This is a genomic window from Pseudomonas marginalis (assembly GCF_001645105.1).
Taxonomy (GTDB): Bacteria; Pseudomonadota; Gammaproteobacteria; order Pseudomonadales; family Pseudomonadaceae; genus Aquipseudomonas; species Aquipseudomonas petroselini.
In genome coordinates, this window is the sequence record NZ_LKEG01000054.1 from 33,143 (window position 1) to 47,432 (window position 14,290).

Below are 14,290 nucleotides of genomic sequence, written 5' to 3' on the forward strand. Positions count from 1 at the left end.
ACGTGTAGGGTGGAGATGCACAACCGTCGGACCGTGTAGCACTAGGCTTATATTTAGACGCTTCATCTCGTCCACAGTCGCCGGTTGATTCCTCCTCCTGACCTTAGCTTTTGTTGAAGTGGTGCCTTTGTCACCACCGCTAACAAGCAGGACGCGTCCGTCGCGATACCGGCCCAATTGGCCTGTTATTGCTGGACACTGGAGTGGCCAACCACTCTTGACGCACCTGACACCGACCGTGAGAAGTCGTGTGTGCCGAACGCCGTTTCCGGCAGCCCGGAAACCGACGGTACAACATGAAAAGAATGCTGATTAACGCAACTCAACCCGAAGAGTTGCGTGTTGCACTGGTAGATGGCCAACGCCTCTACGACCTGGACATCGAATCCGGTGCACGCGAGCAGAAGAAGGCCAATATCTATAAAGGCCGTATTACTCGCATCGAACCAAGCCTTGAGGCTGCCTTTGTCGATTTCGGCTCCGAGCGCCACGGCTTCCTGCCCCTCAAAGAAATCTCCCGCGAATACTTCAAGAAAGCGCCTGAAGGCCGCGTGAACATCAAGGACGTCCTGAGCGAAGGCCAGGAAGTCATCGTTCAGGTCGAAAAAGAAGAACGTGGCAACAAGGGCGCCGCCCTGACCACCTTCATCAGCCTGGCAGGCCGTTACCTGGTCCTGATGCCGAACAACCCACGTGCCGGCGGTATTTCCCGTCGCATCGAAGGCGAAGAGCGCAACGAACTGCGTGAAGCGCTGAACGGCCTGATCGCACCGGCCGACATGGGCCTGATCGTTCGCACTGCCGGCCTGGGCCGCAGCAGCGAAGAAATGCAGTGGGACCTCGACTACCTGCTGCAACTATGGACCGCCATCAAAGAAGCGTCCCTGGATCGTTCCGCGCCGTTCCTGATCTACCAGGAAAGCAACGTGATCATCCGCGCCATCCGCGATTACCTGCGCCAGGACATCGGCGAAGTGCTGATCGACAGCGTTGAAGCACAGGACGAAGCCCTGACCTTCATCCGCCAGGTGATGCCGCAGTACGCCAGCAAGATCAAGCTGTACGAAGACAGCGTTCCGCTGTTCAACCGTTTCCAGATCGAAAGCCAGATCGAGACCGCCTTCCAGCGCGTGGTCGAACTGCCTTCCGGTGGCTCCATTGTGATCGACCCGACCGAAGCCCTGGTGTCCATCGACATCAACTCGGCGCGCGCCACTAAAGGTAGCGACATCGAAGAAACCGCCCTGCAGACCAACCTGGAAGCGGCTGAAGAAATCGCCCGCCAGCTGCGCCTGCGCGACATCGGCGGCCTGATCGTGATCGACTTCATCGACATGACCCCCGCCAAGAACCAGCGCGCCGTGGAAGAAAAAGTCCGCGAATGCCTGGAAGCTGACCGTGCCCGCGTACAGGTTGGCCGCATCTCGCGCTTCGGCCTGCTGGAAATGTCCCGTCAGCGCCTGCGTCCGTCCCTGGGCGAAAGCAGCGGCATCGTCTGCCCGCGTTGCAACGGCACCGGCATCATCCGTGACGTCGAGTCGCTGTCCCTGGCGATCCTGCGCCTGATCGAAGAAGAAGCCCTGAAAGACCGCACCGCCGAAGTCCGCGCACAAGTGCCGATCCCGGTCGCCGCGTTCCTGCTCAACGAAAAACGCAACTCGATCACCAAGATCGAACTGCGCACCCGTGCCCGTATCGTGATCCTGCCGAACGATCACCTCGAGACGCCGCACTTCGAAGTGCAGCGCCTGCGTGATGACAGCCCGGAAGCCCACAGCGGCCAGTCCAGCTACGAAATCGCCGCTGCCGCCGCCGAAGTGGAAGAAGTCCAGCCGGCCGCTGCGACCCGCACCCTGGTTCGCCAGGAAGCCGCCGTGAAGACCGCCCCGGCCCGCGCCAACGCACCCGTGCCGACTGAAGTGGCTGCACCGGTTGCCGCACCGGCCGCCCTGCCTGAGCCAAGCCTGTTCAAGGGCCTGGTGAAGTCGCTGGTCAGCCTGTTCGCGACCAAGGAAGAGCCCGTTGCTCCGGTTGTGGTTGAAAAACCTGCCACCGAACGCCCGGCGCGCAACGAAGAGCGTCGCAACGGTCGCCAGCAGAGCCGTAACCGTAACGGTCGCCGTGACGAAGAACGCAAGCCTCGCGAAGAACGTGCACCGCGTGAAGAACGCGCGCCACGTGAAGAGCGTGCGCCTCGCGAAGCCCGTGAAGAAACCCCGACCGTAGCCCGTGAAGAACGCGCACCGCGTGAAGAGCGCGCACCACGCACCCCACGTGCTCCGCGTGAAGATCGCAAGCCACGTGGCGAGCGTGAAGAACGTGTGCGTGAACTGCGCGAGCCGCTGGATGCCGCTCCGGCCGTCGCCGCCGAAGCCGTCAGCGAAGAACGCCCGGCTCGCCAGCCGCGTGAAGAACGCGCGCCACGTGAAGAACGCCAACCTCGCGCTCCGCGTGAAGAGCGTCAACCACGTGCCGAGCAAGCTGCTGCCGCCAGCGAAGAAGAAGTACTGACCGGCGAAGAGCAACCGCAGGAAGACGGTCAGGAAGGCGCCGAAGGCGATCGTCCACGCCGCCGCTCCCGTGGCCAGCGTCGTCGCAGCAACCGTCGTGAGCGTCAGCGTGATGCCAACGGCAACGTGATCGAAGGCTCGGAAGAGACCGGCGAAAACGCAGAAGCCGCTACCAGCGAACCGACGGGCGCCGAACTGGCTGCCGGCCTGGCTGTTACCGCTGCCGTTGCCAGCTCGGTCATCAGCGCACCTGCTGAAGCCCAGGCCCACGAGCAGGCTGAGCGCGCTACTGCTGCTGTCGAAGAGACCGTCATCGCAGAAACACCTGTTGCCGAGACGCCAGTCGTTGAAGCACCTGCTGTTGAAGCATCGGTTGCTGAAGCGCCCGTTGTAGAAGCGCCGGCTGTCGAAGCCACCACCCCAATCGAAGCGCCGGTTGTTCCGGAAGTGGAAGTTGCTCCGGTTCAAGAAGCCCAGCCAGACGTTGAAGTGGCAGCGGTTGAACAAGCACCGGCGGTTGAACCTCAGCCAGTGACTGAAACAGTCGTTGAAGCACCGGTTGTCGAGGCGGCTCCAGAAGTTCGTGAAGTTCGTGAAGAACAGACCGCCTTCCAATGGACTGCCGAGCCTGCCGCGCCGGTTGAAGCGCCAGAACCTGCCCCAGTGGTAGAAGACGCGCCGGCACCGGTTGCCGAAGTCGTGGTTGCCGAGCCAGCCCCCGTGGTTGAGCCTGCTCCGGTCGTTGAACCTGCACCCGTGGTTGAAGCGCCGGTGGTTGCCGAAGTTGCCGCCCCAGTGGTTGAAGCAGCACCGGTCAGTGCCCTGACCGAAAACGGCCGTGCCCCGAACGACCCACGTGAAGTGCGCCGTCGTCGCAAGGAAGCTGAAGCCGCTGCAGCGGCTGCCGCAGCACAGGAAGCAGAGCACGAGAGCAAACCTCTCGTCTGATTCCGTCAGCAATTAAAAAGCCCCGCCTGAGTGATCAGGCGGGGCTTTTTATTGAGTGCCAGACACTGAGTTTCCGGCCTGGAATACAGCCAGCGCCGACAGCTAGCGTGGGGAGAAACTCAACGACTGCGGCAGGTCGACGTCCCAGAGCACGCCCGGATCATCAACAGGTACTTCAAGCAACGTCGCCTGCGCAAACAACGGCTTGGCCCCGCGATCACCGGTCAGCGCCGTCAGCCCCGGCCGAAATGCCTGGCTGAACGCGACAGGATGCCCATATTGCCCATCCTGTACCGGCACACTGATACACCCTTCCTCCAGCCCATCAATCACCTGTTCAATGCTCGATGCCCGAATAAACGGCATATCCCCCAGCACCACCAACCAGCCTTCCGACTCACCGCTGGCCGCAACCGCCGCCGCAAGGCTGTCACCCAGGCCGGCCGAGTGCAGCAGCAATACCTTGCAACCGTAGGCCTCTGCCAGACGAATCACTTCAAGCCGATCCGGTGAAGTCACCACCCAGCGCTCAACCACATTGCCCGGCAAATTCACCAGCACCTGCTCGATCACCGGCCGCGCCACACCATCCAAGCCCACACAATCGGCCAGCAACTTATCCTGGCCAGCCCCTGCCACAGCGCGGAAACGGCTGCCCTGCCCCGCCGCGAGCACTATCGCAGTGACTGTCACTGCGCCACCACCGGCAACGGCTTTTTCTGCATCGGCGCCACGCCATTCTTGATCGCGACAATTTCCGCCATCAGCGACAACGCGATCTCCGACGGGGTGTGACTGCCGATATGCAAACCAATCGGCCCATGCAAACGTGCGATGGCCTCGGCAGACAACCCCAGCGCGGCGAGGTTTTCCCGACGTTTCTGGCTGTTGACCCGTGAACCCAGCGCGCCAATGTAGAACGCCGAGGAATTCAACGCCGTCAGCAACGCCATATCGTCCAGGCGCGGATCATGGGTGAGGCAGACGATGGCAGTGCGTTCATCCGTTTGGATATTCAGCACGGCCTCATCAGGCATGCCCGGTACGAACCGGCCGTGCTGTTCTTCCCAACCGTAGACGAACTCGTCGCGCGGGTCGCAGATGAGCACTTCGAAATCCAGCAAGCGCGCCATCTCTGCCACATAGCGGGACAGCTGCCCGGCGCCGATCAGCAGCAAGCGCCAGCGCGGACCATAAATGGCCCGCAGACGCTCGCCGTCGAAGGTGACTGCATCAGTCTTGCTTGCGCTGCTCAAGGTCACGTCACCGCTGGCCAGGTCAAGCTCACGCGCGACGATCTGATGATCTTCACACCGCGCCAAAAGCTCCGACACCCACGCCCAGTCGCCCACACGCTCTTCGGTCAGGCGCAAGGTGCCGCCACACGGCAGGCCAAAACGCGCGGCCTCATCACGGGTAACGCCATAGGTCACTAACTGGACCGGCGGTCCATCGGCAGGCAAGCGACCGTCCTGCAGGCGCGCAATCAAGTCGTCCTCGATGCAGCCGCCCGACACCGAGCCGATCACCACACCATCGCCCCTCAGCGCCAGCATGGCGCCCGGTGGACGCGGTGCACTGCCCCACGTCTGAACGACGCTGTACAACACGACTTGCTGCCCGGCGCGGCGCCACTCGAGCACGCTGCGCAGGACATTCAAATCCACACTGTCCACAAAACCTCCTGCAAGCGTTAAAAGCGATTTACTTACTGTAAAACAAAAGACCCAAAGTGACGCGCCAGAAACGCAAACGCCCCGAACCAGTCGGGGCGTTTGTGCGTTGCGGTCGGCGTTAGTTCACGCCATCAGCGATTTACTTGACCACGGGTGCAGGGCCTTCGGCCACGCCCAGGTCATCGATTTCGCGGGTTTCCGAGATACCGGTACCGCCAGACGCCAGCTCGCTTTGCAGCTTGTCGGTGTCCAGTTCCTTGACCCACTTGGCCACAACGATGGTGGCAACGGCGTTACCCACCAGGTTAGTCAGCGCACGGGCTTCGGACATGAAGCGGTCGATACCCAGGATCAGCGCCAGGCCGGCAACCGGCAGGTGGCCTACGGCCGACAGGGTCGCTGCCAGTACGATGAAGCCCGAACCGGTCACGCCTGCAGCGCCTTTGGAGGACAGCAGCAGCACCAGCAGCAGGGTGATCTGGTGGGTGATGTCCATGTGGGTGTCAGTCGCCTGGGCGATGAACACGGCAGCCATGGTCAGGTAGATCGACGTACCGTCGAGGTTGAACGAGTAGCCAGTCGGGATCACCAGGCCAACGACGGATTTCTTAGCGCCCAGACGCTCCATCTTGATCAGCATGCGTGGCAATGCGGATTCGGAAGACGAAGTACCCAGAACGATCAGCAGCTCTTCACGGATGTAGCGGATCAGCTTGATCACGCTGAAACCGTGGGCGCGGCAGATACCGCCCAGCACCACCAGTACGAACAGCAGGCAGGTGATGTAGAAGCAGATCATCAGCTGGCCCAGTTGCACCAGGGAACCTACACCGTAGGCGCCGATGGTGAACGCCATGGCGCCCAGGGCACCGATTGGCGCGAGCTTCATGATCATGTTGATGATGTTGAACATCACGTGGGCGAAGCGATCGATGAAGTCCAGGACCGGCTTGCCGTAAGCACCCAGGCGATGCAGGGCGAAACCGAAGATCACCGAGAACATCAGCACTTGCAGGATGTCGCCGTTGGCGAAGGCGCCGACGATGGTGTTAGGGATCACGTTGAGGATAAAGCCGACGATGCTCTGGTCTTTACCGGCAGTGACATAGGCCGCTACTTTGGAGGCGTCCAGGGTCGCTACGTCGATGTGCATGCCGGCGCCCGGTTGCACAACGTTGACCACGATCAAGCCGATCAACAGCGCGACGGTGGAAACGACTTCGAAGTAGAGCAGCGCGTAGCCGCCGGTTTTGCCGACCGATTTCATGCTTTGCATGCCAGCGATACCGCTGACAACGGTGCAGAAGATGATCGGGGCGATGACCATTTTGATCAGTTTGATGAACCCGTCACCCAGTGGCTTGAGGGCCACACCGGTCTCCGGGTAGAAGTGACCGAGCAAAATACCGATAACGATGGCAACGATCACCTGGAAATACAGGGATTTGTAGATTGGCTGACGAGTCGTCATTGCAAAGTTCCTCAATCGTCCCGTGTGGCAAATATCCGCCATTGCCCACGACACTTGAATTGCGAACCCTCCTGCACTGGAGGGATTTGTTGTTTGCGAGGTCTGTAGGTACAGCCTGCGCTGTCATCCTTATCGCAAACGCCGTGCCACTTTGCTGAAAAACCTTACAGGCCTTTAGACATCAGGGCTTGGGGTTGGCAGACGCCCTCCTCAGCGCCGCAACACGTGGCGGATTTCCGCCGACCCGTCCAATCCCGTCCTACAATTTGGCGGATATCCGCCTTGTGCGCCCTCTGCAGTGATCGCTACCATCCTTCCTTCCATGGACGAGGCCTGCGCATGCGTGAACGTACCATCGCCAGTCATTACGCCCGGGCAGCCCTTGGCGGGGCGCGGCGGGCCGGTTACGACTATTCAGGGCTGCTGCAACAGGTGGGCATTACCCCGGAACTGTTGACCGAACCCCGCGCCCGCATCGCGCCGGAGCAATTTACCCGGCTGCTGCAAATGCTCTGGCTGGCGCTGGACGACGAATACCTGGGCTTCGCTGAAGGCCCGAGCAAACGTGGGACCTTCGCCATGATGTGCCACGCGCTGATCCACTGCCGCACCTTGGAAAAGGCTCTGGAACGCGGCTTACTATTTTATAGCCTATTCCCACAGGGACCGCGCTGGCAGCTGACACGCGAAGGCGATATGGCGCGCTTGAGCCTGGACGATTCGACGCAGTGGGACCCGGATCACTTTCTCAGCGAATGCCTGCTGGTGATCTGGCATCGCTTGGGCAGCTGGCTGATAGGCCAGCGTATCCGGCTGCATGAGGCTACCTTCAGCTACCCGATGCCGGCTCACGCCAGCGAATACGACCTGCTCTTTCCCTGTATCCAGGTGTTTGGTGCACCGAACAGCAGCCTGGTGTTTCATAGCCGCTACCTGAGCCTGCCGCTGTTGCAGGACGAACGCACACTCAAGCACTTCCTAGAGCGCTCACCCGCCGATTTGCTGTCCCGGCCGGATGAAGGCGACAGCTTGAGCAGCCAGCTACGCCGCTTGCTGAGTCGCGACCGCACATCCTGGCCCGACCTGGAAGCCGTCGCCCAGCATTTGCACATCAGCCCCCAGACCCTACGCCGGCATTTACGCGAAGAAGGCAACAGTTTTCAGGCGCTCAAGGATGAGCTGCGGCGGGACATCGCCATCTATCATTTGGGTCGAGAGGATTTGTCATTGCAGGCGATTGCCGAGCAGTTGGGGTTTTCCGAACCGTCGGCGTTTCATCGGGCGTTCAAGAAGTGGACGGGGTTGACGCCGGGGGCGTATCGCGCGCAGGAGAGTTAGAGAGGCAGCGCCTGGACTGGCGCTATCGGGGGCAAGCCCCCTCCCACATTATTAATGTGTGAACACGTTCAAAGGTGGGAGGGGGCTTGCCCCCGATGAGGCCTCTAAAACCAGTAAAGATCACAAAGCGGGGAAGTGAATCTTGAACGCGGCGCCGCCCAACGGCGAATCGCCCAAGGTCAACCGCGCGCCATAACTTTCAATAATATCCTTGACCACCGCCAAGCCAATCCCCTGCCCTGGATGCTGGCGATCCAGCCGTTCACCCCTTTGCAGAATCCGCGCACGCTGATCCGGCGGTACCCCAGGGCCATCATCCTCAATGCACAACTCGGTGCCTTCCAGGCTTTCCACCAGACTGATGCGCACCTCACTCAGGCACAGGCGGTAGGCGTTTTCCAGCAGGTTGCCGAGCAACTCCAGCAAGGCGCCCTTCTCGATCGGCACATCACATTCTTCCGGCAACTCAAAAGACACCGTGACGCGTTTATCGCGGTAGACCTTGTCCAGCGTATCGCACAGGCTTTGCAGCACCGGCGCCAGGCGTACCTGATGACGCACCAGTCCGCTTTTGCGCAGGCTGGCCCGCTGCAATTGGTAGCTGATCTGCTGGCTCATGCGCTCGATCTGCGATTGCAGCACCCAGGCCTGATCGCGATCTTCCGGACGCTGGGCCATGTCTTCGCTCACACCCTGCAAGACCGCCAGCGGGGTTTTCAGGCTGTGGGCCAAGTCGTCGAGGGAATCGCGGTAACGCGTCCGTTGCTCACGCTCGCTGTGCAGCAGGCGGTTGAGAGAGCCGGTGAGACGCAGCAGTTCGCGGGGGTGTTGCTCGGAGAGGCTTTCGCGCGTGCCGCCTTCGATCTGGTCGAGTTCCTGGCTCAGCCGCCGCAGCGCTTGCAGGCCCCAGGTCAGGCCCAGCCATAACAAGGTCAGCAGCACCAGCAGCGCTGCGCCGAAGCCCAGGTAGAGGTTTTCGCGCAGGCCTTCGAGGGTCAGTTGGTATTCGCGCACCGGTTGCAGGGCGACGATGCTGAAGGCCGCGCTCTTGCCACCGAGCAGCCTGACCTCGACGTCATACACGAAAAATTCCTGGCCGTTGGCCTCGCGAATCCGCGCAAATTCATTGCCGCGCCCGTCGTAGCGCGGCTTGTAGTTGATATTTTCTTCCTTGGTCGCCCGCGAACGCCATACCAGATGACCTTCGCGGTCGTAGATATAGCCCAGCAGACGGCTATCGGTCAGGTTGAAGCGCTCGTCCGGCAACTGCGCCGGCATCAGCAGGCGGTTGTTTTCGACCCGCGCGGCAGAGATCAGGGTGGTGACATCCGACGCCAGGCGTTGCTCGATGGAGTCTTGCAGCGCCAGGCTGAACGCGCCCTGCATGGCCGGCAACAACCCGAGCATAAACAACACGGCCAGGGTGGCGGCCGCCAGCATCAAGCGCACGCGTAGCGAGCGAATCAACGGCAGCGCTCATTGAACAGGTAGCCCAGGCCACGCACGGTGTCGATCGGTTTGAACCCACCCGGGCCTTCCAGCTTGCGACGCAGGCGGCCGACCAGCACTTCAATGACATTCGGATCGCGCTCGTCGTCATCGGGGTAGAGCTGTTCCATCAAGCGGTCCTTGGCGACCACTTGCTGGTGATGACGCATCAGATATTCGAGGATGCGGTATTCGTAGGCCGTCAACGCCAAGGGCTGTTCGTCAAGGGACGCCTGCTTGCGGTTGAGGTCCAGCAGCAAAGGCCCGGCAACGATGGTCGACTGGGTAAAGCCACTGGAACGACGCAGCAAGGCGTTCATGCGCGCCTCCAGCTCTTCGAACTGGAACGGCTTGACCACGTAGTCGTCGGCGCCGGCCGCCAGGCCTTCGACCTTGTCCTGCCAGTTGCCGCGCGCGGTGAGGATCAGGATCGGGAAGGTCTTGGCCTGGGTACGCAACTGGCGGATCAGGTCCAGGCCGCCCATGCCGGGCAGGCCCAGGTCGATGATCGCCAAGTCATGGTTGAACTGGCCGGTCTGGTACAGGGCCTCTTCGGCATTGGCCACGGCCTCGACCACATGCCCGCTGTCGGTCAGGCGGGTCAACAGGTGATGACGCAGCAGCGCCTCATCTTCCACCACCAGCAATTTCATAAGGCTCTCCAAGGCAAATCAACTGTCCGACAGAGGGATATCATAGCGGCCCTGCAGGTCTTGCGGGCGCAGTTTAATACCATTGAACTGGCCGGTCAGGTGTTCATAGCCGGCGCGGTAGTCCGGCTGCGGGGTTGCAAGGCCCAGGGATTGGCCCCAAGGCGTGGGTTGGCTGCCGGCGTCTTCGAAGCTGACACGCTGGATCAGCGCGCTGGCTTTCTTGGTTTTCTCACGTCCGAATGCGGCAAAGGCGCCGTCCGAGGCCTGGACCCCGGCGGTGGCACTGAGCATGGTTAACGCCAACATCAGCTTTTTGATCGCAGTCATGGTGTTACCTCTACGCGTTTGGCTGTTGCAGCCCAGACTACGCAGGCGCCCCTGAACTCCCCCTGAACAGGCTCTGAACCTCACCTGAACCGCAGCGGGCTATCCGCAAGCGTTTGAACTCGGCAAAATACCGGCCCATGAATCCCCTACCCGCTTGCTGCACCCCACTCGACGCCCACTGGCCCCTGCCTGAGCCCTTGCCGGGCACGGTATTGCTCAGCACCCGCTTCGACCCTGCCTTATTAACGGCAGGCGACTTCCAGCGCAGCGCCGTACCGCCGCCGGCCAGTATCCAGCGCTCAGTGGCCAAGCGTCAGGCCGAGTTCCTGGCCGGCCGGCTGTGCGCCCGCGCGGCGCTGCAACAACTCGATCACCTCAACTACATCCCCGCGATCGGTGAAGACCGCGCGCCGGTGTGGCCCGCACATATCTGCGGCTCTATCACCCACAGCACCGGGCATGCCGCCGCGATCGTCGCGCACAAGGCACAATGGCGCGGGCTGGGGATGGACCTGGAGAATGTGCTGAGCCTGGAGCGGGCGGAGCGGTTGGCGGGGGAAATCCTCACGGCGGATGAGCTGCACCGCATGGGCTCGCTGCCGCGTGAACAGCATGCCCTGCTGGTAACGCTGACGTTTTCGGCCAAGGAGAGCCTGTTCAAGGCGCTCTACCCGATCGTGCAGAAGCGCTTCTACTTTGAGCATGCCGAGGTGGTGGAGTGGTCAGCTGCAGGCCATGTGCGCCTGCGCCTGCTGACGGACCTGTCTGCCGAGTGGTCCCATGGCAAAGAGCTGAGCGCACAATTTGCGCTGCATGAAGGTCAGTTGTTGAGCCTGGTGGCCATCAGCGCCTGAGCCCCCCTCCCACACTCGACCGAGTTCCAACGTTGGAATGCCATCGACTGTGGGAGGGGGCTTGCTCCCGATAGCGACATCAGGATTTATCCTGATCCCGTGGCCAACTCAGGCTGAAGCAGGCCCCACCCAAATTATTGCTCTTGCCGATCAACGCCCGCCCGCCGTGCCAGTAAATGATTCGCCGCACAATCGACAACCCCAGGCCATGCCCACCCGAAGCACGGGTGCGGCTGTCATCCAGGCGCAGGAACGGCGTGAAAATGCGCTCCCAGGCACTTTCCGGCACGCCGGGGCCGTCGTCCTCCACGTCGATGCGGCAGCGCACCTGACCGACCTGATAACTGATCAACACCTGCCCCTGGGCATGGCGCATGGCATTGCTCACCAGGTTCTGCAGCGCTCGATGCAGATAACGCGGCTCGGCATCCACCCAGGCGTCATCCCAATGTACCGAAGACAGGCAAATACCCCGGGTCACGTTGACCTGCGGGCGCAGTGGCGATAATTCGCCGATCACCTGATCGAGCAGCGCATTGAGGTCGACCCGCTGGAAATTCAGCTCCGGCGAGCCTTGCTCCAGACGTGCATACGTCAGCATTTCGTCCACCAGGCCATCAAGGTCCTGGATATCGCTGTCCATGCCCTCCAGGTACTTGCGCCGCGCCTCGGGGGTGGTGGCATCGCCGACCATCTCCAGGCCGAAGCGCAAGCGCGCCACCGGCGTGCGCAGCTCATGGGACACCGCGCGCACCAGTTCGCGCTGGATCGCCAGCAACTGTTGCAAGTGCTCGGCCATGCCGTTGAACGCCGCGGCCAGGCGCCCCACCGAGTCAGCGCCGCGAGCCGGCACGCGGACTTCCAGGTTGCCCTTGGCGATGCGCGTGGCAGCGGCTTCCAGGCCGCGCAGCCGGCGTTCAAGCTGACGCACTAATAGATAGACGATCAGACCGATCAGCGTCAGGCCGATCAAGGCAATCAGCACCAGCCATTGCGCCGGGTAAGGACTCATCTGATACAACGGGCCGATTTCCAGCACCCACGGCGTGCCGACCATGCCGGCAAACACGCGGATCGAATCGCCGCCCTTGCCCAAGGCCATCACCGTGTCGCCTTCCGATACACGGCGGCGCTGGTCTTCATCCATATCAGTCTGGTCGAGGGTCATCAGGTGCATGTCAAAGCCAAAACCCTTGGCTTCTTTTATATCCGCCAGGCGTTGCGGTTGTTCCGCCACCGGGAAGCGCACCAGTTCGTCGGCGAGCAGGTAGATGGTCGCGCGGGCCAGTTGCTCGCTGATCTGCTGCACCTCTCCCTCCAGCACCAGTTGATCCTGATCACTGACCCATCGCAGCACCCGCGCGGCATGCGGCCCGGTCTGCTCCACCAGCACCTGCCCACGTTGCAGGCGGTTGCGCTGGCTCGAGTCCAGCTGCGTATCCGCGAGGGCGCGCAATTGCAGCGGGATACCCAGCAAACGCTCCCACACCGCCAGGGCGCGTTGGCGCTCGATGGGGCTCATGGGCTGCAGGTTATCGCCCATCAACGCGAAGGTACCGTGGGCCAGGCGCTCGCGGTATTGGCCGCTGCGCACCTCGTTGAGGAGGTGCAGGGCCAGCACGCCGAGCAGCGCCACCAGGATCAGCGCCGCGCACATACCGCCGTAGATGCGCAGGAAGATCGAGTTCACAGCGGCATGTCGGCGGCGGCTTCGGGGACGAACAGGTAGCCTTTGCTGCGGATGGTCTTGATCAGGCGCGGGTGGATCGGGTCGTCGCCGATTTTCGGGCGAATACGCGAGATGCGCACATCGATGGAACGGTCCTGGCCGTCGTAGCCGATGCCGCGCAGGGCGATGAAGATTTCTTCGCGGGACAGGATGCGCCCGGCATTCGCCACCAACAGCCACAGCAAGTCGAATTCGGCGCTGGTCAGCTCGATGCCGGCATTATTCAGCCAGGCCTCGCGCAGCGCGTTGTCCACCACCAACGGGCCGAACTGCAGGCGGCGCTGGCTTCCCACGGCAGTCGGTTCCGCCGGTTCGCTGCGCCGCAGCAAGGCCTGGATCCGCGCCAGCAACAGGCGCGGGCGTACGGGTTTGCACACGTAGTCGTCGGCGCCCATGTCCAGGCCCAGCACCTGGTCCATGTCGTCGGTGCGCGCGGTCAGCATCAGGATCACGCCGTCATAACGCTCGCGCACTGTGCGGCAGATGCTCAGGCCGTCTTCGCCGGGCAGCATCAGGTCGAGGATCACCAAGTCCGGCTGTTCGGCGATGATCCGCGCTGCCGCCAAGGCCCCATCGCCCTCCACCGACACCTGCAGGCCGTTGCTCTCCAGGTACTCGCGGGTCAATTCGGCGAGCCGCTCGTCATCCTCGACGATCAATACCTGCCAGGCTTCTTGCTCCACGGGTGATCCTCATTGTTATAAAGAAGGTCGTCCTGACCATGCGATATATTGTCGGAGGGGCTTGCGCTCACATTTTGATCTGCGCCAGCCACACCTTATTTGTAATGTTGGGAAGGCATAACAAAGACCGATTGTAGCCATGCCGCAACCCTGGAACACAAGCTCGGAAATGCATTCGGTGATCGCATTTTTTTGTGATAGGGTTCGCGCCCTCAAAAATCCAATCAGCTGTTTTTACCTTGGAATATTCGGTGACAAACGGCCGAATCCAGCAGCAATGCGGCCTACACGGGTGTTCCACGTTTCATACACATTTTACCCACAGCGTTATCCACAGGTAGTGCGTTGCTAAGCCCCCCAAAACGCATTATCTTGTAGCTCGGCGCAAAAAAAACCCTACATGTAGGGTTTTGAGCGAAAAAACCAAACACAGATCAGACAAGAAACTCAAGCCCTTTCTTGCTCTCGTTTGGTTGAACCAAAGCATTTTTTGAAAGCCCAAACCGCTCACGCGGATGGCAGCCGTTTTCACGCTCCAACAGCGCAAAACGGTACGGGTGTTGCAGTGCTTGAACCTGGCAACTGTCACCCACCAGGAATACGGCCAAGGGCT

General features: G+C 61.5%; 11 protein-coding genes. 3 read left to right on the forward strand and 8 right to left on the reverse strand.

What is annotated here, in order from left to right:
* Window positions 1-296: 296 nt before the first annotated feature.
* Window positions 297-3,458 (forward strand): ribonuclease E, encoded by a 3,162-nt coding sequence (gene rne / locus AO064_RS26300; protein WP_183143938.1) that lies wholly within the window; start codon window positions 297-299, stop codon window positions 3,456-3,458.
* A gap of 102 nt (window positions 3,459-3,560) precedes the next feature.
* Here the strand turns inward: rne and AO064_RS26305 are convergent, their stop codons facing one another.
* The 3 genes from AO064_RS26305 to AO064_RS26315 all read right to left on the reverse strand — a co-directional run bounded on the left by AO064_RS26305 (window position 3,561) and on the right by AO064_RS26315 (window position 6,605).
* Entirely contained in the window at window positions 3,561-4,151 is a 591-nt protein-coding gene (locus AO064_RS26305; RefSeq protein ID WP_064055085.1) for a nucleotidyltransferase family protein, read from the reverse strand.
* Entirely contained in the window at window positions 4,148-5,134 is a 987-nt protein-coding gene (locus AO064_RS26310; protein WP_046035649.1) for an XdhC family protein, read from the reverse strand. The genes AO064_RS26305 and AO064_RS26310 overlap by 4 nt, the downstream gene beginning before the upstream one ends.
* A gap of 139 nt (window positions 5,135-5,273) precedes the next feature.
* A complete protein-coding gene (locus AO064_RS26315) occupies window positions 5,274-6,605 on the reverse strand; it encodes a dicarboxylate/amino acid:cation symporter (protein ID WP_064055086.1) in 1,332 nt (443 codons plus the stop codon).
* Window positions 6,606-6,944: 339 nt separating this feature from the next.
* Between AO064_RS26315 and AO064_RS26320 the strand changes: the two genes are divergently transcribed.
* Window positions 6,945-7,943, forward strand: coding sequence for an AraC family transcriptional regulator (locus AO064_RS26320; protein WP_064055087.1), 999 nt, complete (start codon window positions 6,945-6,947; stop codon window positions 7,941-7,943).
* Between the two features lie 120 nt (window positions 7,944-8,063).
* Here the strand turns inward: AO064_RS26320 and AO064_RS26325 are convergent, their stop codons facing one another.
* From AO064_RS26325 to AO064_RS26335, 3 genes are read right to left on the reverse strand one after another with little or no spacing between them, the layout of a single operon-like run.
* Window positions 8,064-9,410 (reverse strand): ATP-binding protein, encoded by a 1,347-nt coding sequence (locus AO064_RS26325; RefSeq protein ID WP_046035648.1) that lies wholly within the window; start codon window positions 9,408-9,410, stop codon window positions 8,064-8,066.
* Entirely contained in the window at window positions 9,407-10,084 is a 678-nt protein-coding gene (locus AO064_RS26330; protein WP_015885446.1) for a response regulator transcription factor, read from the reverse strand. Before AO064_RS26330 ends, AO064_RS26325 begins: the two co-directional genes overlap by 4 nt.
* Before the next feature lie 18 nt (window positions 10,085-10,102).
* Window positions 10,103-10,411 (reverse strand): hypothetical protein, encoded by a 309-nt coding sequence (locus AO064_RS26335; protein WP_043205769.1) that lies wholly within the window; start codon window positions 10,409-10,411, stop codon window positions 10,103-10,105.
* A 137-nt stretch (window positions 10,412-10,548) separates the two neighbouring features.
* Here AO064_RS26335 and AO064_RS26340 point away from each other — a divergent pair, with 137 nt between their 5' ends.
* Window positions 10,549-11,265: a 4'-phosphopantetheinyl transferase family protein gene (locus tag AO064_RS26340; protein WP_064055088.1), complete on the forward strand. Its 717-nt coding sequence runs from the start codon at window positions 10,549-10,551 to the stop codon at window positions 11,263-11,265.
* A 79-nt stretch (window positions 11,266-11,344) separates the two neighbouring features.
* Here AO064_RS26340 and AO064_RS26345 read toward each other — a convergent pair whose 3' ends face one another.
* A complete protein-coding gene (locus tag AO064_RS26345) occupies window positions 11,345-12,955 on the reverse strand; it encodes an ATP-binding protein (RefSeq protein WP_064055089.1) in 1,611 nt (536 codons plus the stop codon).
* Window positions 12,952-13,677: a response regulator gene (locus tag AO064_RS26350; RefSeq protein WP_015885450.1), complete on the reverse strand. Its 726-nt coding sequence runs from the start codon at window positions 13,675-13,677 to the stop codon at window positions 12,952-12,954. Before AO064_RS26350 ends, AO064_RS26345 begins: the two co-directional genes overlap by 4 nt.
* Window positions 13,678-14,290 lie beyond the last annotated feature (613 nt).